The following is a 19,168-nucleotide window of genomic DNA, read 5'->3' as shown; positions in this document are numbered from 1 at the left end:
TTCATATATCATTTGTAGTGAGAACTTTTGAATAGAGGTATGTTGTTTTGCTAAAAAGACTAAAAGAAAAATCAAATGATGAAAAGATTAGAAATACAATGAATAAAAGAATTAGTTTTATTTTTGGTGTTATTGTATTCATTTTCGCAGTAATTGTTTTAAGATTGGGTTATTTACAAATTGCTGAAGGATCTCATTATGAACAGCTTATTAAAAACAGTGAAAATTTAACTGTTAATGAAGCTGTGCCAAGAGGCCGAATTTTAGATAGAAACGGTAAAGTTCTCGTTGATAATGCATCTAAAAAGGCGATTACATATGCAAGAGGCAGAAAAACATCCCAATCAGAAGTTTTAAAAATTGCTAAAGACTTGTCTCGCTTAATAGAAATGGATACAGATAAAATTACAGACAGAGATAAGCAAGATTATTGGATTCAAATTCACCCTAATAAAGCTGAAGATTTGATGAAAGAAGAACAAGCATTATTAGAAGATGGCAGTATTTCTCAAGATGATTATGATGAATCATTGTATAAAAAGATTGGTGCTAAACAAACCGATACATTAACTGATGAAGATTTGCAGATACTATCTATTTATCGAGAAATGATGTCTGGATCGGCTTTAGATCCACAAATGATTAAAAACGAAGACGTTAGTGACGAAGAATATGCAACAGTATCTCAAAAATTATCAGAATTACCAGGAGTCAATACTACAATGGATTGGGATAGAAAATACCCATATGATGATACGTTGAGAGGTATATTTGGTGACGTTTCTACAAGTGAAGAAGGAATACCAAAAGAATTAACAGAAAAGTATTTATCTAAAGGGTATTCACGTAATGATCGAGTAGGTAAATCTTATTTAGAATATCAATATGATGACATTCTAAAAGGTAAGAAGAAAGAAATGAAATATACTACGGATAAATCTGGAGACGTTATTGACTCGAAAGTTATAAATCCAGGCTCACGTGGTGATGATTTAGTTCTTAGTATCGATATAGAACTCCAGAAAAAAACTGAAGAGTATCTAGAAAAACAAATTGACAAATTGCGTAGTGAAGGCGCTAAAGATATGGATAATGCTATGATTGTAGTCCAAAATCCAAACAATGGCGATGTCTTAGCAATGGCAGGTAAACAAATTGATAAGAATGGCGATTTAACAGATTATGATATCGGAACATTCACTTCACAATATGCAGTAGGTTCTTCTATAAAAGGTGGTACACTGTTAGCCGGATACCAAAACAATGCAATTGAGGTAGGCGATGAGATGGTCGACCAACCATTAGAATTTGTCGGCGGACTTAAGAAAAGTTCTTACTTTAACCAAGATGGTAAAGTGACTATTAATGATAAAGAAGCATTGATGCATTCTTCCAACGTTTATATGTTTAAAACAGCATTGAAAATCGCTGGATCTGCATATACACCAAACATGACATTGCCTTCAGATATTTCAGAAGCGGGTCAAAAATTGCGTAAAGGTTTAAACCAAGTTGGTTTAGGAGTTAAAACAGGTATTGATTTACCTAATGAGACAAGTGGACAAATTGAACCTTTAACTGATAATCCAGGTAACTTCTTAGATTTAGCAATTGGTCAGTACGACACATATACACCGTTACAATTATCACAATACGTTTCTACCATTGCTAACGATGGTTATAGAGTACAACCACATATCGGATTAGAAGTAAGAGATGCTACTAATAAAGACACACTTGGTCCAGTAAAAGAGAAATTCAAAGGCGATGTACTTAACAAGGTTAATAACACTGAAGAGGAAGTTAACCAAGTGCAAGAAGGATTTGAAATGGCCTTTAATGAAGAAGAAGGAACAGGATATGAAAGCTTTAATGATACTGAAGTGCCTTCTGCAGGTAAAACAGGAACAGCCGAAGTATTCCAAGATGGCGATCCTAAAGTAAACGCAACATATGTTGGCTATGCACCAATTGAAAATCCACAATTAGCATTTTCAATCGTATATACCAATCAACCCGTACCTGAACCTTGGTTAAACGGCGGAGATTTAGGTAGAGATGTTATAAACTATTATTTTAAAGAAAAAGACAAAAATTAAATCATTTTAAGACACAATTTATTAAAAATACCGACATAGTGGTGTTTATTGAAAAATTAATACTTTTCAATTTTATAACTAAATGGTATGATTAGTAGGTCGTATTTTGAAAAGGTAAGGAGGAATTAGCATGCGCGTAAACGTAACTCTAGCTTGTACTGAATGTGGAGAAAGAAACTACATTACTACAAAAAATAAACGTACTAATCCTGAACGTATAGAAATGAAAAAACATTGTGCTCGTGATAACAAACACACTATGCACCGTGAAACAAAATAATTTATATTTTGAACCAGATTCTTTTAATAGAATCTGGTTATTTTTTTGGAAGACTACATTAATTATTTTTTAAAAATTGCAGTTTAATGACATTGTAATTCATTAACGTTATAATAACAGAAGTATAATTAACGGGAAGGTGTATGTTATGAGTAAAAAAGTATTACGCCAAGATAAAATTGAATTAATGAAATCTTTTATGTCTAATGACCATAAACAAGTTTCAGATGAATATCTTGCTCACCATTTATTTGATACGAGTGAATATAAATCAGCTAAGCGTGTAGGCGTTGTATTATCTATGCCACATGAAGTAAATACATATGCTATTATTGAGCAAATGCTTACTGAAGGTAAGACTGTTTTTGTACCTGAAACAAATTATCAAAGTAAAGAAATGACATTTAAACATGTAGATAAACTTGACCATATTGGACCAGATGATAAAGGTATTAATCATGTGGAAGCTGATACGGAAATTTCAAATCAATTAGATTTATTAATTGTACCTGGCGTGGTATTTAATCATAGTGGATATCGCATTGGATACGGTGGTGGATATTTTGATAAGTTTTTAAGTCAAAATACACAACCAACGATAAGTTTGCTTTATGACTTCCAACTTGGTGACTTTGAGGTTGAATCACATGATCAGCCCGTTGAAAAATTAATAATAGCAACAACTTAATTATGGAGGCAGAAATGATTACAGAAAAACATTATTGGAAGTGTATCTACACTTGGATTAAATATTTTAATTATCATGTTGTTCATCGTAATCAAGATGATAGTGAAATTTGGTTAGCAAACAAGAAAAAACAGTCTGTTGCTATCTTTGAATTTGGTGCTAATTCCACTCAAGAAGTTAGGTTTGCTAAAAGTAGGATTCAAGAAAACGAAGAGAATATCGTTTCATTTTTAGATTTTTCACCTAAAAATTATGAATTATACATATTCACGGATAAAGCTTTTACTGATGAAAATTTAAATGAATTACAACCACTTAAATTTAAAGTGAAAATTATTAGAGAAGCAAGTCACGTTGAAAGAATTATGCCGAATTTCATAATGAAGAAAATTTATAATAGAGATACTAAACTTACAAAATATCAATATAAACAACGAGCGTTAAATAATAATCCCATTGAAAAACATATGTTGAAGTTTTCTCCTGTGACCTACACATTAATTGCAATCAATATTATTATCTGGCTTGCAATGGTACTGTTTTTAAATCGTTTTTCAGATTTGAAAATGTTAGATGTAGGTGGACTTGTGCACTTTAATGTTGTGCATGGTGAATGGTATAGATTGATTTCATCTATATTTTTACATTACGATTTTGAACATATTTTAATGAATATGCTAAGTTTGTTCATTTTTGGTAAAATTGTAGAATCAATCGTAGGTCATTGGCGAATGTTTGTCATCTACATTGTTGCTCGGACTATTTGGTAACTTTGCATCATTGTCATTCAATATTGACACTGTTTCTGCGGGTGCAAGTGGTGCAATATTCGGATTGATTGGTGCCATTTTTGGATTTATGTATGTAGGTAAACAGTTTAATCGTAAGCTTATCGGTCAGTTGCTTATTGTTCTTGTAATAATGATAGGATTATCTTTATTTATGCAAAATATTAACATTGTCGCACACATAGGTGGCTTTGCAGGTGGTCTATTAATTACATTAATTGGCTACTATTATAAAGCAAATCAAAATCGTTTTTGGTTTTTATTAATTCTTATGCTTGTATTATTTATTGCAAGCACAAATTCGTATTTTTACGATTAATGAAGATAATATATATAACACAATTATTTCGAATGAAATGAAGCAAGGACAATATAATGAAGCCAAAGATATGGTTGAAGATACGATAGATAAGAACTATGCAGATGATGAAACGTATTATCTGCATGGACTCATCAACGCCACTCTAAACTCAAAATCTGAAGGTGTCGCAAGTTGGAAAAGAGGCTTAAGGTATTTTCCTGACTCCGGTCTATTAAATTATCAACTAGCGATTGCAAGTAGGTCACTTGAAGATGATGATAAAGCTAAAGAATATATAAAAGCTGCACTAAAGGCAGATCCAAGCAATAATGATTATATTAATTTAAATAAAGAATTGAGCGATAATAGTGAATCAAAAGATTAATAATTTTTATGATGTACTTCAGCTTTTAAAAAAGTTTGGCTTTATTATATATTTTAAAGACAAAAATGATATGTATGAAATGATGGAACAAGAAATAAAATCATTGTACGATTATAAATTATTAACAAATGATGAATATTTGAAATGCATATTAATTATTAATCAAAGAAGAATAAATAAATAAAACAAAATATCCCCCTGTAACTATTGTGTTTACAGGGGGATATTTTGTTTTAAGTATTAAAAAGGATAGAAAAGTGCGGATTTTCTAATGAGATATGTTTGTTAATCAAAGGTTTGTCTATTTTTCATGAAATAGAAGTATATATTTATGACGTTGTATTTCGTCCGCAAACCCAACACGTTCCATAATGTTTAAAGTGAAATGTGCGTTTCTACAAGTGAATTAATATAAGTGGGTTGAATGTAGATAATGTAACTTCTTACGTATTCCTAATTTCAACACATCCTCTTTTTGAGAGGCTTTAGTATTTTTATTTAAAACAATACTCATGTGTTGCCATTTGTCTACGTATGGGGCTTTAAGTTTCACGTAATAGCGATATTTTATATCGTCTTGTTTATACTTGAATTTTTTCTGTCGACATTCCGATTCTCTCCTTAAAAAATCAGATGATTCAATATAAGGTCTTCGCGGCTCAACCGTTAATGAGCTATTTTATTAATAGTAAGTGGTAGGCGTACCATGGATTGTAACTTATAATATGACAAATACTTCAGACATATTGGTGTTGCACCTATGTATGTTGCCCTTGTTACAATTTATAAGGTAGTACAGTACATTGTGCCTACTATTTTCATTTAAATTAGTTGCAGGAAATAAGATAAAATAATATTATAATAGTAGTGATGTTTGGTTAAATTATTTAATGGAGGTGCGTCTCATGGCAGACGAAAGTAAATTTGATCAATTTAAAGGTAATGTGAAAGAAACGGTCGGAAACGCAATTGGAAATGATGAGTTAGAAAAAGAAGGTAAAGAAGATAAAGCTTCTGGTAAGGTCAAAGAAGTCGCAGAAAATGCAAAAGATAAAGTTAATGATATCGTTGATAAATTCAAAAAATAATTTTTGATTAATATGAATTGTACTTGTCATACATTTAACAAAGAGGTAGTCACTTTAAGTGTCTACCTCTTTGTTATGTTAAAGTTCTTGCATAGATTTACTACAACGCTAAATCAACGTATGAGATTTAACAAATATAGTATTAGAATATGAAAGAAAGACTCATATTGAGCAATAGAAGATAGTTATTTTGTAAAAGGTTATATACGAATGGAAATGCACATTAGCAACTACTTTGTTTATATGAAATATATATTAGGAAGTCTTATTTAGAGAGATAAGTTTTGTTCGTTATAATTGCAATTGAGAATTGATTAAGATTAAAATGTATATAAGGAAATATCTTGTAATATTTTAAGGGCAAAAAGGGCGGGTTATTTTAAAAACGGTAAAAAAACATAAATTATATATTGGTGTAAAATCTCCAAAACCCTTGATATATAAGCATTTTTGAACTACAGTGAAAGATAGCAAACCCTTTCAAAAAAATAGAGAAGGATGAATAAATTAATGAATAAAATCATATTAGCAGCAGATATTGGTGGAACAACATGTAAATTAGGTGCTTTTGACGAAAATCTTGATCGCTTAGCAAAATGGTCAATTGATACTGATACGTCTGATGCTACTGGCTATTTACTACTAAAAAAAGTTTATGATTCTTTCGTAAATTACATAGATGAATCTGAATATGCTTTTTCAAACGTCATTGGTGTCGGCATAGGTGTCCCTGGTCCAGTGAATTTCGAAACAGGCGAAGTAAATGGAGCAGTTAATTTATATTGGACTGAAAGTGTTAATGTACGACATATATTCCAACAATTTGTAGATTGTCCAGTTTACGTTGATAATGATGCGAACGTTGCGGCCTTAGGTGAAAAACATAAAGGCGCTGGAAATGGCTCAGATGATGTTGTGGCTATAACACTGGGAACCGGATTAGGTGGCGGTATTATTTCTAATGGAGAGATTGTACACGGTCATAACGGTTCTGGCGCAGAGATTGGACACTTTAGAGTAGATCATGATCAGCGTTTCCGTTGTAATTGCGGCAAGTCAGGTTGTATTGAAACCGTAGCCTCTGCAACCGGTGTAGTTAATTTAGTCAATTTTTATTATCCTAAATTAACGTTTAAATCATCAATCTTGCAGTTAATTAAAGATAATGAAGTAAGTGCAAAAGCAGTATTCGATGCGGCTAAGGCTGGAGATCAATTCTGTATTTTCATTACTGAACGTGTAGCAAATTATATTGCCTACCTATGTAGTATTATTAGCGTTACAAGTAATCCTAAATATATTGTTTTAGGTGGTGGCATGTCCACAGCTGGTTTGATATTAATTGAAAATATTAAAACAGAGTATCATAATTTAACATTTACACCCGCACAACAAGGTACAGAAATCGTTCAAGCACAACTTGGAAATGATGCTCGGTATTACCGGAGCAAACCGGGTTAATTTATACTTATATAATTGAAAAGGATGGTGTTAAATAATGGCTATTGTTGATGTAGTTGTTATACCAGTTGGTACAGATGGTCCGAGTGTTAGTAAATATATTGCAGAAATACAAACAAAATTAAAAGAATTTAAAGCGCAAGGCAAAATAGATTATCAATTGACTCCTATGAACACTTTAATCGAAGGTGACTTAAAAGATTTATTTGAGGTTGTTCAAGCAATTCATGAATTACCTTTTGATAAAGGCTTAGACCGTGTCTGTACGAATATAAGGATTGATGATCGTCGTGATAAGTCTCGCAAAATGAATGATAAAGTGAAAGCTGTCCAAAATCATTTGGAAAATGGAGGCAACTAGGGTGAGGATTTCGAGTTTAAGTTTAGGTTTAGTTGATACAAATGCATATTTTATTGAAAATGATAAGCAAGTCATTTTAGTAGATCCTGCTAGTGATAGCGAGTTAATTATTAAAAAACTAAATCAAATTAATAAATCACTAAAAGCGGTATTGTTAACACATGCACATTTTGATCATATTGGTGCTTTAGATGATATTGTAAAAAAATATGATGTGCCAGTTTATATGCATAAATCAGAATTTGATTTTTTAACAAATACAGAAAAAAATGGTTCTGAAAAGTTCAAACAATATGGCATGCCAATTATAAAAAGCAAAGCAACACCAATAGAACTTAAAGAAGGTAAAATGCAAATCGCTGACTTTAATTTCGAAGTCCTTCACACACCAGGACATTCTCCAGGTAGTTTGTCATTCGTCTTTAATGAATTTGCAGTTGTTGGTGATACATTATTCAATCAAGGTATAGGCAGAACTGATTTATATAAAGGTGATTATGAAACTTTAGTTAATTCAATATTAGATAAATTGTTCAAACTAGACGATGATTTACCATTATTCCCAGGTCATGGGCCGCACACTACAGTAGAGGATGAGCAATTAAACCCATATCTACACGGTTAATATATCGTCATATCAATTAAGATTATAAAAAAGATTGAAAAATAAAATAAGTAAAGTAATTCTATCACCTCCTACGTGTTTATAAGTAGGAGGTGATTTTTTGAAGTTATTATTTAATAACATACTTGAGAAAGCAATTCAGAGCAATGCTACTGATATACACTTTATACCTTCTGAAAAGGAAGTGCATATCAAATTTAGAATTCAGGATGATCTAACCTTTATTGAGTCGATTCAGATACATGTTTATAGAAAACTGCTTACTTATATGAAATATCAAGTCGGATTAGATGTATCAAAACATAATTCGGCACAAAGTGGAAGATACATATATAAACTAAAACAAATATTTTATTTAAGAATCTCAACGTTACCATTGTCTCTCGGTAATGAAAGTTGTGTCGTTAGAATCATTCCTCAATACTTTCAAAAGCAAAGTATCTCCCATAATATTGAAAAATTGTATACATTAATGAATAAAAAGCAAGGTTTAATATTGTTTAGTGGTCCAACTGGATCTGGTAAAAGCACGTTAATGTATCATATGGTTATGTATGCAAAAGAAAAGTTAGGCTTAAATATCATAACAGTGGAAGATCCGGTGGAACAGTTAGTTGAGGGTATTACTCAAGTTTCTATCAATGAAAAAGCAGGTATTAATTATGAGAGTTCTTTTAAAGCGATACTAAGGTGTGATCCAGACATTATACTTATTGGTGAAGTTAGAGATTCTACAATAGCAAAATATGTAATACAAGCAAGTTTAAGTGGTCACTTGGTACTTACTACAATACATGCTAACAATTGTAAGGGAGCGTTATTAAGATTATTAGAAATGGGCATAACCAAACAAGAAATTAATCAATCTATTTTGAGTGTATTAAACCAAAGACTGATTACAACTTATAACAGTGAAAGAAAATTGATTTATGAACAGTTACTGCAACATGATATAAGTTATTTTTTTAATAATGATTACACATTACCGAAGCATTTTCATAATTTATCCTTTCATTTAAACCAAATGTCTAAAGAAGGTGTGATATGTGAAGAAACAGTTGATCGCTATATTTAAAACACCTAAATATAAGATAATAACCGAGAAAAATCAAATAGAACTTTTAATAAGATTAAAAGATTTACTAGAACATGGATTCACACTTTCTGAAGCCTTTAGCTTTTTATTAAAACATATTAAAGTTAAATCACCTAAAGTAACCGCATTAATTGAAGAAGAATTAAAAAATGGTGCAAACTGTCATCAAATACTTCACATATTAAAATACCCGCAACCTGTTGTGATGCTTATTTATTTCTCAGAGCTATTTAGTGATTTACCTATGAGTTTAGCGCATGCACATGATTATTTATCGAGAAATTATAATGCTAAAAAAGCGTTATTTAAAACACTTCAATATCCTTTACTATTATTAACAATCTTTATAACAATGTTAATCGTTCTAAATCACACTATTATTCCAGAATTTCAAAATTTATATAACAATATGGATGTCCAAATATCGACTTTACAACTATTTTTATCGACATTTATTGTTTATTTTCCTACCTTCATTACTTACCTCATTATATTTCTATTCATTACTTCAATAGCCTTTATCCTTTATTACAATACTTTATCAATACAACGATAAACATAAGTTTGTTTTAGTAGTACCTATCATACGTAAATTTTTCAAACTTTATAAAACGTATCGAATTGCCTCTGAATTCTCATTGTTTTATAAAAATGGTGTGAACTTACAAAAAATAGTGGGGATTTATGCTCAACAACAGAATGATAAATATTTAAAATTTTTAGCTGATCAAATAACACGCGGAACACAAAATGGATTAACACTCAGTGAAATTTTAACTAGCATCGCTTGTTTTGAAAAAGGATTAACAGAATTTATAGAAGAAGGTGAGAAAAAAGGTAGAGTTGAAATAGAATTAAAATTATATAGCGAGATAGTCATTGCACAAATAGAACGTTATTTGCAACAACTCATAAAATTCATTCAACCTTGTATATTCACATTATTAGCTTTTCTCATCGTATCTTTATATCTCGTTATTATGTTACCAATGTTTGATTTAATGCAAACAATAAAATGAAAAGGAAAGGGGTATATACACTTTTTGAAAAACCTTAAAAAACAGTTTAATAAAGAAGCGTTTACACTTATTGAAATGTTGCTTGTTTTATTAATCATAAGTTTATTGCTTATCTTAATCCTGCCTAACATTGCAAAACAGTCATCACATATACAATCTACTGGTTGTGAAGCTCAACTAAAAATGGTAGACAGCCAAATTGAAGCTTATTCATTAAAATACAATAAAAAGCCAACATCAATTGATGATCTTGTATCAGAAGGATATATTAATGAAAGTCAAAAGCATTGTAAAACTGGTTCCACGATTTCAATAAATAATGGTGAAGCAGTTGCTAACTAGTAAGGCATTTACTTATATAGAAATGCTATTGGTTTTAGGTATAGTAAGTTTGTTATTATTTTTGCAAGTAAGACACATCTCTTTAAATGATTCCTCATTCCAATCAAATAATCATTCTATGACGAATCTTATTATGCAATTTAACTATTTAAAATCTAAAGCAATTAAAGATAATAAACCAATTACTTTAATATTCAACACTTTTTCATCAAAAATTATTGTTAGAGAACCCCAACATGAAAATCCTCCTATAAAGTTAACTCATAATACTTATATTCATCCTAGAACAAATGTGAATTATTTAACCTTTGATAAAAATGGTGATACTAATAAATTTGGAACACTTTACCTATCAAGAAATAACCGTTTATATAAAATTGTTTTCCATATTGAAAAAGGAAGGATGAGATTTGAAAAAATATAATGTCACTGCTTCTTTATTTTTAGATGCTATTATTTCTTTCTCAATTATCACTACGATCTGTGTATTATTTTTACCAATGTTATTACAATTAAATCAATCTACAAAAGAAAAATTATCAGAAATAGAAATGAAAAGAATCCTACTTCTTTCAATGCATAACTACAGCAAATCTGAATTGAAAAAAGGTTTGATTTTGGATGGCTATAGTTTAACTCTCAAAGCGAATAAAATTTGTATAATAAAAAAGGAAACAAAAAATGAAATTTGCTATTATAAAAAAGATTAGTGCTTTCACTTATATCGAGATGCTTTTTGCATTAATGATAACTGTATTGTTACTAACTATAATTCCTGGAATATTTAAATCGACTACAGCCTTGGGTTTTCTAGCAAATGATCATCTAAATGTAGAAAGTGAATTATTTGCGAGAGATTTAACTCAAGACTTAATGAATAAAAAGGCAAATATAATCATAGATAAATCAAAAGAGACTCAACTTTTGATTAAAGAGGAAAATAAACTTATATCTTATAACTTTAAAAATAATAAAATTATTAAGTCTATTAATGGAAAGGGAAATATCACAATACTTAATAACGTAAAGGCGATAAAATTTCGAATACTAAAAAATAAATCTTTACTTGTTAACTTGAAAATATTTGATAAGGATAAGACATTTGAAAAACAAATACTTTTTTAATATATCGGGCTATATATATCCTTTTGTGATGGTCATATTTATGCTATATTTATCTTTAATAACAAACTACACGTTCCAATTTAGCGTTCAGCTAAAAACGTTAGATAATATTGAAGCTTATTATGAAAAGCAAATTAACTTATTTATAAAAAAGGAAGATATTTTTGAAAAATAACAATTTAGAGCCAATAATCCTTATAGGATTTATGGGTACTGGCAAAACAACTTTAGGTAAATATCTTGCTAAAGCTGAACACCTCACTTATGTCGATTTAGATGCCTATATCGTTCAACAAGAGAACAAAACAATTCCTAATATTTTTAAACAACTAGGTGAAAGTGGTTTTCGAGCACTAGAATATAAGTATTTAAAACAGTGTATGGATCGTTTTGATATCATTTCTACTGGTGGTGGCATTATAGAAAGTGATAAGTCATTTGACTTTTTAAAACAACAAACCAAAATTATTTGGTTAGATTGTGATTTGACAATTGTTTACAATAGAATCAAGAATGATAACAATAGACCAAATGCTAATAATAAATCACTTTTTGATTTAAAAAGCTTGTATTCATCTAGGGTTTCAAGATATAATGAAATCGCATTCATAAAAGTGAATAGTAGTAATTCTCTTTCAGATTTACACAAAGAAATCAAGAAAGAGTTAACATGCGAATGACCAGTATTAGAGAGAATGGCAGGTTATATTATATATAACATTAGACCATCGCCGAAGGTGCAAGTTTAACGAAACTCTCAGGCAAAAGGATAATACTGTGACGCATTCCTGGAGTGTCATAAACAGGGTAGATTAGTCTACTCTGTTTTTTTTATAAAATTTTTAGGAGGTTTCTTCATGTCTAACGAACTTAAACATACACCGCTTTACCAAAATTTTGTTGATAGCGGGGCTAAAATTGTGGAATTTGGTGGTCGGGCAATGCCAGTTCAGTTTTCAAGTATAAAAGAAGAACATAATGCAGTAAGAACTGAAATTGGCTTGTTTGATGTAAGTCATATGGGAGAAATTATTATTAAAGGTTCTGAAGCAGATAAATTAGTACAATATCTTCTTTCAAATGATATTGAAAACTTAACTACTACTAAAGCTCAATATACCGCGCTATGTAATGAAAATGGTGGGATTATTGATGATTTAATTACTTATAAATTAGATGAAAAAGTTTATCTATTAGTAGTAAATGCTGGAAATACAGATAAAGATTTTGAATGGATGAAAGAAAATGCTATAAATTTTGATGCAGAAGTAATTAATGCATCAAATGACTATGGTCAATTAGCAATTCAAGGCCCGAAAGCACGTGATTTGGTTAAACAACATGTTAACGTTGACGTAGCAGAAATGAAACCTTTTGATTTTAAACAAAACGTTGAATTCTTTGGAAAGAATGTAATCCTTTCACAGTCAGGTTATACAGGTGAAGATGGCTTCGAAATTTATTGTAATGCAGAAGATACACCTGACTTGTGGGAAAAAATTCTTGAATTCGATGTACAACCTTGTGGACTAGGTGCAAGAGACACATTAAGACTTGAAGCTGGACTGCCGCTACATGGTCAAGACTTAACAGAGTCTATAACACCATATGAAGCTGGTATCGCATTTGCCGCAAAACCATTGATAGAAGCTGACTTTATTGGCAAAAGTGTACTAAAAGATCAAAAAGAAAATGGTTCTAAACGCAGAACTGTAGGTATAGAAATGATAGACAAAGGCATTCCAAGAACTGGTTACACAGTCTATGATTTAGATGGCCATGAAATTGGTGAAATCACTTCTGGTACACAGTCACCATTAAGTGGTAAATCAATTGGGTTAGCTTTAATCAATCGCGATGCTTTTGAAATGGGTAAAGAAGTGATTGTACAAGTTAGAAAAAGGCAACTTAAGGCTAAAATTGTTAAGAAAAACCAAATTACTAAATAATCCAAAGGGGTGTTACTATGAGTCATCGTTATATTCCATTAACAGAGCAAGATAAAAAGGAAATGTTAGATACTATTGGAGCTAATTCTATTAAAGAACTTTTTGGAGACGTTCCAAAAGATATTTTACTGGGAAGAGAATTAGCTATACCTGATGCTGAATCAGAAACAACATTAAGTAAGCGATTGAGCAGAATCGCAAACAAAAATATCACCAAAGAAACGCATTCATCATTTTTAGGTGCAGGGGTATATGATCACTATGCTCCAGCTGTTGTTGATTCAATGATTTCACGTTCAGAATTTTATACTGCTTATACACCTTATCAACCAGAAATTTCTCAAGGTGAATTACAAGCGATTTTCGAATTTCAAACGTTAATTTGTGAATTAACTGATATGGATATAGCAAACTCGTCAATGTATGATGGTATTACAAGTTTTGCAGAAGCATGTATTTTAGCTTTCAACCAAACACGTAAAAACAAAGTTGTTGTATCAAAAGGACTACATTATCAAGCTTTACAGGTATTAAGAACTTATGTTAAAACACGTGAAGAATTTGAAATCGTTGAAGTTGATTTAGATGGCACGATTACAGATTTAGATAAGCTTGAAGCAACGGTTGATGATGATACAGCAACTGTTGCTGTACAATATCCAAACTTCTATGGTTCTGTTGAAGATTTAGAAAAAATCAATTCATTTATTGAAGACAAAAAGGCTTTAATGATTGTATACGCAAACCCGCTTGCATTAGGTTTATTAACACCTCCAGGTAGTTTCGGAGCAGACATAGTTGTCGGAGATACACAACCATTTGGTATACCCGCACAATTTGGTGGGCCTCATTGTGGGTTCTTCGCAACAACTAAAAAATTAATGAGAAAAATACCTGGCCGTTTGGTAGGACAAACCGAAGATGGAGATGGCAATCGTGGTTTTGTATTGACTTTACAAGCACGTGAACAACATATTCGTCGTGATAAAGCGACATCAAATATATGTTCAAACCAAGCATTAAATGCTTTGGCTTCCTCAATTTGTATGTCAGCTTTAGGTAAACAAGGTATTTATGATATCGCGGTACGAAACTTTGAAAATGCTAACTATGCAAAAGATCAATTCAAACAAGTCTGGTTTTGAAGTTGCTAATGGCACATCTTTTAATGAGTTTGTAGTTAAATTCGACAAACCAGTTAAAGAAGTTAATGATGCTTTAATTGAAGAAGGAATTATCGGAGGATTTGACTTAAGTGAAGCTTCTGAAGACTTTAATAATCATATGTTAGTTGCGGTAACAGAATTAAGAATGAAAGATGAAATAGACACATTTGTTAAGAAAGCGGGTGAATTAAATGGTAGTAAGTAAATCTAGTCCACTAATTTTTGAACGTTCTAAAAAGGATCGTTATGCATACTCGTTACCTCAGAAAGAAATTGATAATGGTGCTGTAGATAAATTATTAGATGATAAATTCATCAGAAAAAATAAAGCAGAATTACCAGAAGTTGCAGAATTAAATTTGGTTCGCCATTATACCGAACTCTCAAACAAAAACTTTGGCGTTGATTCAGGATTTTATCCATTAGGCTCATGTACGATGAAATATAATCCTAAAATTAATGAAAAAATTGCAAGAATACCAGGATTTGCAGAATCACATCCATTACAAGATGAATCACAAGTACAAGGCTCATTAGAAATTATTCATAGCCTACAAGAAGAGTTAAAAGAAATTACAGGTATGGATGAAGTTACATTACAACCAGCTGCGGGTGCACATGGTGAATGGACAGCATTAATGATTTTCAAAGCCTATCATCAAAAAAATGGCGAAGGTCACCGTGACGAAGTTATTGTTCCTGATTCGGCTCATGGTACCAATCCAGCTTCAGCTGCATTTGCAGGATTCAAAGCAGTTACTGTTAAATCAAATGAGCGCGGTGAAGTTGATATTGATGATTTGAAACGTTTAGTTAATGAAAAAACGGCAGCAATTATGCTAACTAATCCTAATACTTTAGGGATTTTTGAAAAGAATATTATGGACATCAGAAATATCGTTCATGAAGCAGGCGGCCTATTATACTACGATGGTGCAAATTTAAATGCAATTATGGATAAAGTAAGACCAGGTGATATGGGATTTGACGCTGTACACTTAAACTTACACAAAACATTCACAGGTCCTCACGGTGGCGGTGGACCAGGTTCAGGTCCAGTAGGTGTTAAGAAAGAACTAGCTAGTTTCTTACCAAAACCTATGGTTATTAAAGAAGATAACGAATATAAATATGATAATGATATTGAAAATTCAATCGGTCGCGTTAAACCGTTCTACGGTAACTTTGGAATTTATTTAAGAGCATATACTTACATTCGTACGATGGGTAATAAAGGTCTTGAAGAAGTTTCAGAAGTCTGCTGTGTTAAATGCTAACTATATTAAGGCTCGATTAAAAGACCACTTTGAAATACCATATGAACAATATTGTAAACACGAATTTGTGCTAAGTGGTTCTAAACAAAAAGAACACGGTGTGCGTACATTAGATATGGCTAAACGTTTGCTAGACTTCGGTGTTCATCCACCTACAATTTATTTCCCACTTAACGTGGATGAAGGTATGATGATTGAACCGACAGAAACTGAGTCAAAAGAAACTTTAGATTATTTCTGTGATAAAATGATTGAAATAGCTAATGAAGCTAAAGAAGATCCAGACAAAGTATTGGAAGCACCTCATACTACAATTATAGATAGATTGGATGAAACGAAAGCCGCACGTCATCCAGTATTGAAATTTGAAAATCTACGTTCAGAAAAAGAATAAAATTTTTGAGTAATGAATACTCATGCTCATAATAAAAGTACTACTCCGTTGAAATTATAATCGGAGTAGTACTTTTTTATATTAAATTCTTATGATTAATCAAAATCGTTTCATTATGTCAAAGTATCTTATATCAAATAACCATAGTTATTTTAAAAAGCAATAAATCCAGTAAGGAAACCGCGACTAAATTTTTGGATACATTTGTAGATATTAAAAATAGCGAATTATTCACCCATTAAGGTCAATAATCCGCTATAAAAATGAGTATGTAGAGTTAAGCTAATGTAAATCAAGTTTTATAAACACAATACTTATTTATACATTTATTTTTTCGACTTAATCTTACCAGTCCACTTTTTATATCCACCTTTTAACATGTAGATATCTTTATAACCATTCTTTCTCAATATTTTAGCAAGCACGATAACCCGCAATGCCATTTGCATCACATAGATAAATAGGTTGATCAGTTCTCAATCCCTGATATCTTTGCTTAAACGTTGTAATTGGAATGTTGCGTGCACCGTTAATGTGTCCGTAATCATAATCCACTTTTTCTCTTACATCAATAACTTGAGCTTTACGCAAACCATTATGGAATTCATTTTGGTTTAATTCAGTGACTGCTCTCTTGTTAAGAAGATAATTGATTAGCATGTAAGCGATGATTATTATTAATGCTCGCTAAAGGTATAAACCAAAAATTACTCATCTTGCATCCTCCCTAATTAACCGATATTATATATTATAAGACTGTTAGCACAATTTATCAAAATTTTTTATTTAATTTATTGGATAATGCTGACAAACTTAGACAATTAGTGCAAACGATAACATAAAATGAATATTAAAACAATTTAATTTATTGATTGGGGTTTTTAGTGTGACTGAATCTTGGAATTTTATAAATACAGGAAGTAACGATCCATATTTCAATATGGCAATGGACGAAGCGCTGCTTAATTTTGTTTCTAGGGGAGAAATTGATCCAGTTATTAGATTTTACACGTGGAATCCAGCAACATTATCTGTTGGTTATTTCCAAAGACTGACTAAAGAAATAGATATAGAAAAAGTACAAGAAAAGGGATATGGTTTAGTCAGACGTCAAACAGGTGGCAGAGGCGTGCTACATGACAAAGAACTTACATATAGTGTTATTGTACCAGAATCTCATCCGGAGATGCCCTCGACCGTAACAGAGGCATACAGAGTGATATCTGAAGGTTTGTTAGAAGGGTTTCAGGCTTTAGGCTTCGAAGCATCCTTTTCAATCCCTCGTTCAAAAGAAGAACGTGAGAAATTAAAACAACCAAGAAGCGCTGTATGTTTTGATGCTCCTAGTTGGTATGAGTTAGTTGTAGAAGGGCGTAAAATAGCGGGTAGTGCGCAGATACGTCAAAAAGGCGTCATTTTACAACATGGTTCATTGTTACAAGACGTCGACATTGATGATTTATTCGATATGTTCATTTTTAAAAACGAGCGTTTAAAAGATAAAATGAAACAATCTTTCGTAGAAAAAGCAGTGGCGATTAATGATATTTCAGACCGACATATTACAATACCCGAAATGGAAGAGGCTTTTGAAATAGGTTTCAAGAAAGGGTTGAATATTGATTTTAAACCACTAAACTTAACGCATAAACAACAAGAAGAAGTGAATAAACTTATTGAAAAATATAAAGCTGACGAATGGAATTATCGTAAATAAAATTATCGAAATCAAAAAATGTGAGGATACAGTCTTTAATGACTGTATCCTCACATTTTTTGTTACATATAAAGTTAGATAGATTTAAATAAAAGTTTTAAGAGTAAGATAGCGCAATAAAATTATTTTTTTCTATTGCGTCTTTTATATTTTCTTTGTGCGCGTTTATACTTTCGTTGATCTTCTGTTAAAAAGAAGAAGTAATATATCGCATATATAATCCCCGCAAATACAGCAAAACTAATTGCCATACTAACAAAACTGAATATAAACGAATCTAAATTGAGGATTAACCCAATTGTCGCGATTGCGATTATTATATAAAATATTGCTCGTTTCAATTTATAACACTCCTATTTAGTTGTTAACTCTGTTTATTATCGATACTAATGGTTGATAGGGCTTTTTGTCCTTTTTTAAGTTTCTTCTTATCTTTCTCGCTATAACCATCTCTAATGTCATTTATTGCTGAACTAAGGTCTTTATTTAATTTAGTGATGTTTTTCTTTTTACTCTTATCTTCATCACTCATTTTATCTTTATCAATATCATTTTCATATGTAGTGTGCGCAGAATCGATTTTATTCGTTATGTCAGTCAACTTACCAAGAATCTTTTTATCATTTTTATTTTTTGTTACATCACTTTCAATATCATTATATTGATCAACTGCTTTTGCTATATTTTGATAATATTTAGATGATGCTTTTAAATTTGTTACTTTCTTTTTATTGTTTTTAGCCTGTTTAATGTTTTCTTTGTCTTTCTTAAGTGAAGCAACGTTTGTTTTTTCTTTGTCGATAGTTTGTTCTAATTCTTGAATATTACTTTTTAATTTATGATTTTCATCACGAAGTTGTGTGGTCTTTTCTTCTAAAGGACCTAAATTTTGACTACCACAACCTACTAGTAAACATGAAGCACTTAATATAGCTATAATTTTTTTCTTCATAACTCTCTCCTAATTCAAAAACTATATATTCACATAATAATTATGCTATCATTTT

The 19,168-nt window shown here is 31.0% G+C and carries 19 protein-coding genes, 5 pseudogenes and 1 riboswitch; of the genes and pseudogenes, 21 read left to right on the top strand and 3 right to left on the bottom strand.

The features are described from left to right. The first annotated feature begins 47 nt into the window (after positions 1–47). The 20 genes and pseudogenes from ABLV95_RS05610 (at position 48) to gcvPB (ending at position 16,444) form a co-directional block, all read left to right on the top strand. A complete protein-coding gene (locus tag ABLV95_RS05610) occupies positions 48–2,099 on the top strand; it encodes a peptidoglycan D,D-transpeptidase FtsI family protein (protein ID WP_460876593.1) in 2,052 nt (683 codons plus the stop codon). A gap of 130 nt (positions 2,100–2,229) precedes the next feature. Continuing rightward, complete coding sequence (gene rpmG / locus ABLV95_RS05605) at positions 2,230–2,379, top strand: 50S ribosomal protein L33 (protein WP_002483181.1); 150 nt, start codon at positions 2,230–2,232, stop codon at positions 2,377–2,379. A gap of 148 nt (positions 2,380–2,527) precedes the next feature. Then, positions 2,528–3,067, top strand: a complete 540-nt coding sequence (locus ABLV95_RS05600; protein WP_069815510.1) for a 5-formyltetrahydrofolate cyclo-ligase — start codon at positions 2,528–2,530, stop codon at positions 3,065–3,067. 14 nt (positions 3,068–3,081) lie between these two features. After that, positions 3,082–4,541, top strand: a pseudogene (locus tag ABLV95_RS05595) (rhomboid family intramembrane serine protease). Then, positions 4,525–4,725: a YqgQ family protein gene (locus ABLV95_RS05590; protein ID WP_069815514.1), complete on the top strand. Its 201-nt coding sequence runs from the start codon at positions 4,525–4,527 to the stop codon at positions 4,723–4,725. The pseudogene ABLV95_RS05595 and the gene ABLV95_RS05590 overlap by 17 nt, the downstream one beginning before the upstream one ends. A 721-nt stretch (positions 4,726–5,446) precedes the next feature. Beyond that, the gene (locus tag ABLV95_RS05585) at positions 5,447–5,629 is read left to right on the top strand and encodes a CsbD family protein (protein ID WP_460876591.1); all 183 of its coding nucleotides are present in this window, start codon (positions 5,447–5,449) and stop codon (positions 5,627–5,629) included. A 510-nt stretch (positions 5,630–6,139) separates the two neighbouring features. Beyond that, positions 6,140–7,128: pseudogene (locus ABLV95_RS05580) on the top strand (glucokinase). Further along, positions 7,128–7,451: an MTH1187 family thiamine-binding protein gene (locus tag ABLV95_RS05575; RefSeq protein WP_046465429.1), complete on the top strand. Its 324-nt coding sequence runs from the start codon at positions 7,128–7,130 to the stop codon at positions 7,449–7,451. Before ABLV95_RS05580 ends, ABLV95_RS05575 begins: the two are co-directional and overlap by 1 nt. 1 nt (position 7,452) lies before the next feature. Then, on the top strand, positions 7,453–8,076 hold the full coding sequence (locus tag ABLV95_RS05570) for an MBL fold metallo-hydrolase (protein WP_046465428.1): 624 nt from the start codon (positions 7,453–7,455) through the stop codon (positions 8,074–8,076). Between the two features lie 100 nt (positions 8,077–8,176). Next, positions 8,177–9,151: a competence type IV pilus ATPase ComGA gene (gene comGA / locus ABLV95_RS05565; RefSeq protein ID WP_460876589.1), complete on the top strand. Its 975-nt coding sequence runs from the start codon at positions 8,177–8,179 to the stop codon at positions 9,149–9,151. Further along, complete coding sequence (locus ABLV95_RS05560) at positions 9,123–9,728, top strand: hypothetical protein (protein ID WP_460876587.1); 606 nt, start codon at positions 9,123–9,125, stop codon at positions 9,726–9,728. The genes comGA and ABLV95_RS05560 overlap by 29 nt, the downstream gene beginning before the upstream one ends. 100 nt (positions 9,729–9,828) lie before the next feature. Continuing rightward, entirely contained in the window at positions 9,829–10,191 is a 363-nt protein-coding gene (locus ABLV95_RS05555) for a type II secretion system F family protein (RefSeq protein ID WP_460872679.1), read from the top strand. Between the two features lie 24 nt (positions 10,192–10,215). After that, positions 10,216–10,533, top strand: a complete 318-nt coding sequence (gene comGC / locus ABLV95_RS05550; protein WP_427704361.1) for a competence type IV pilus major pilin ComGC — start codon at positions 10,216–10,218, stop codon at positions 10,531–10,533. Next, entirely contained in the window at positions 10,511–10,957 is a 447-nt protein-coding gene (gene comGD / locus ABLV95_RS05545; RefSeq protein WP_427704362.1) for a competence type IV pilus minor pilin ComGD, read from the top strand. The genes comGC and comGD overlap by 23 nt, the downstream gene beginning before the upstream one ends. Continuing rightward, positions 10,944–11,243, top strand: coding sequence for a hypothetical protein (locus ABLV95_RS05540; RefSeq protein WP_427704363.1), 300 nt, complete (start codon positions 10,944–10,946; stop codon positions 11,241–11,243). The genes comGD and ABLV95_RS05540 overlap by 14 nt, the downstream gene beginning before the upstream one ends. After that, positions 11,215–11,658 (top strand): competence type IV pilus minor pilin ComGF, encoded by a 444-nt coding sequence (comGF, locus tag ABLV95_RS05535; protein ID WP_427704365.1) that lies wholly within the window; start codon positions 11,215–11,217, stop codon positions 11,656–11,658. Before ABLV95_RS05540 ends, comGF begins: the two co-directional genes overlap by 29 nt. A 164-nt stretch (positions 11,659–11,822) precedes the next feature. Beyond that, positions 11,823–12,338 carry a shikimate kinase gene (locus tag ABLV95_RS05530; RefSeq protein ID WP_427704366.1) on the top strand — a complete coding sequence of 172 codons (516 nt, stop codon included), beginning with the start codon at positions 11,823–11,825 and terminating at the stop codon, positions 12,336–12,338. Next, a riboswitch (glycine riboswitch) is annotated at positions 12,335–12,441 on the top strand. Its footprint overlaps the gene before it by 4 nt. A gap of 74 nt (positions 12,442–12,515) precedes the next feature. Next, positions 12,516–13,607, top strand: a complete 1,092-nt coding sequence (gene gcvT, locus ABLV95_RS05525) for a glycine cleavage system aminomethyltransferase GcvT (RefSeq protein WP_460876585.1) — start codon at positions 12,516–12,518, stop codon at positions 13,605–13,607. A 17-nt stretch (positions 13,608–13,624) separates the two neighbouring features. Next, positions 13,625–14,978, top strand: a pseudogene (gcvPA, locus tag ABLV95_RS05520) (aminomethyl-transferring glycine dehydrogenase subunit GcvPA). Beyond that, positions 14,965–16,444, top strand: a pseudogene (gcvPB, locus tag ABLV95_RS05515) (aminomethyl-transferring glycine dehydrogenase subunit GcvPB). Before gcvPA ends, gcvPB begins: the two co-directional pseudogenes overlap by 14 nt. 326 nt (positions 16,445–16,770) lie before the next feature. On the opposite strand, the pseudogene ABLV95_RS05510 reads toward gcvPB, so the two are convergent. Continuing rightward, a pseudogene (locus ABLV95_RS05510) lies at positions 16,771–17,159 on the bottom strand (rhodanese-like domain-containing protein). Positions 17,160–17,330: 171 nt separating this feature from the next. Here ABLV95_RS05510 and ABLV95_RS05505 point away from each other — a divergent pair. Further along, positions 17,331–18,161: a lipoate--protein ligase family protein gene (locus tag ABLV95_RS05505; RefSeq protein ID WP_427704374.1), complete on the top strand. Its 831-nt coding sequence runs from the start codon at positions 17,331–17,333 to the stop codon at positions 18,159–18,161. A gap of 122 nt (positions 18,162–18,283) precedes the next feature. On the opposite strand, the gene ABLV95_RS05500 is transcribed toward ABLV95_RS05505, so the two are convergent. Beyond that, positions 18,284–18,502: an SA1362 family protein gene (locus tag ABLV95_RS05500; RefSeq protein WP_460876583.1), complete on the bottom strand. Its 219-nt coding sequence runs from the start codon at positions 18,500–18,502 to the stop codon at positions 18,284–18,286. 23 nt (positions 18,503–18,525) lie between these two features. Beyond that, positions 18,526–19,113, bottom strand: a complete 588-nt coding sequence (locus ABLV95_RS05495) for a hypothetical protein (RefSeq protein WP_427704375.1) — start codon at positions 19,111–19,113, stop codon at positions 18,526–18,528. Positions 19,114–19,168 lie beyond the last annotated feature (55 nt).

The sequence above is a fragment of the Staphylococcus sp. Mo2-1 genome, assembly GCF_046721385.1.
GTDB classification, from domain to species: domain Bacteria; phylum Bacillota; class Bacilli; order Staphylococcales; family Staphylococcaceae; genus Staphylococcus; species Staphylococcus equorum_A.
Note: the sequence above shows the minus strand (reverse complement) of the source record. Positions and strands in the feature narration are given on the sequence as shown.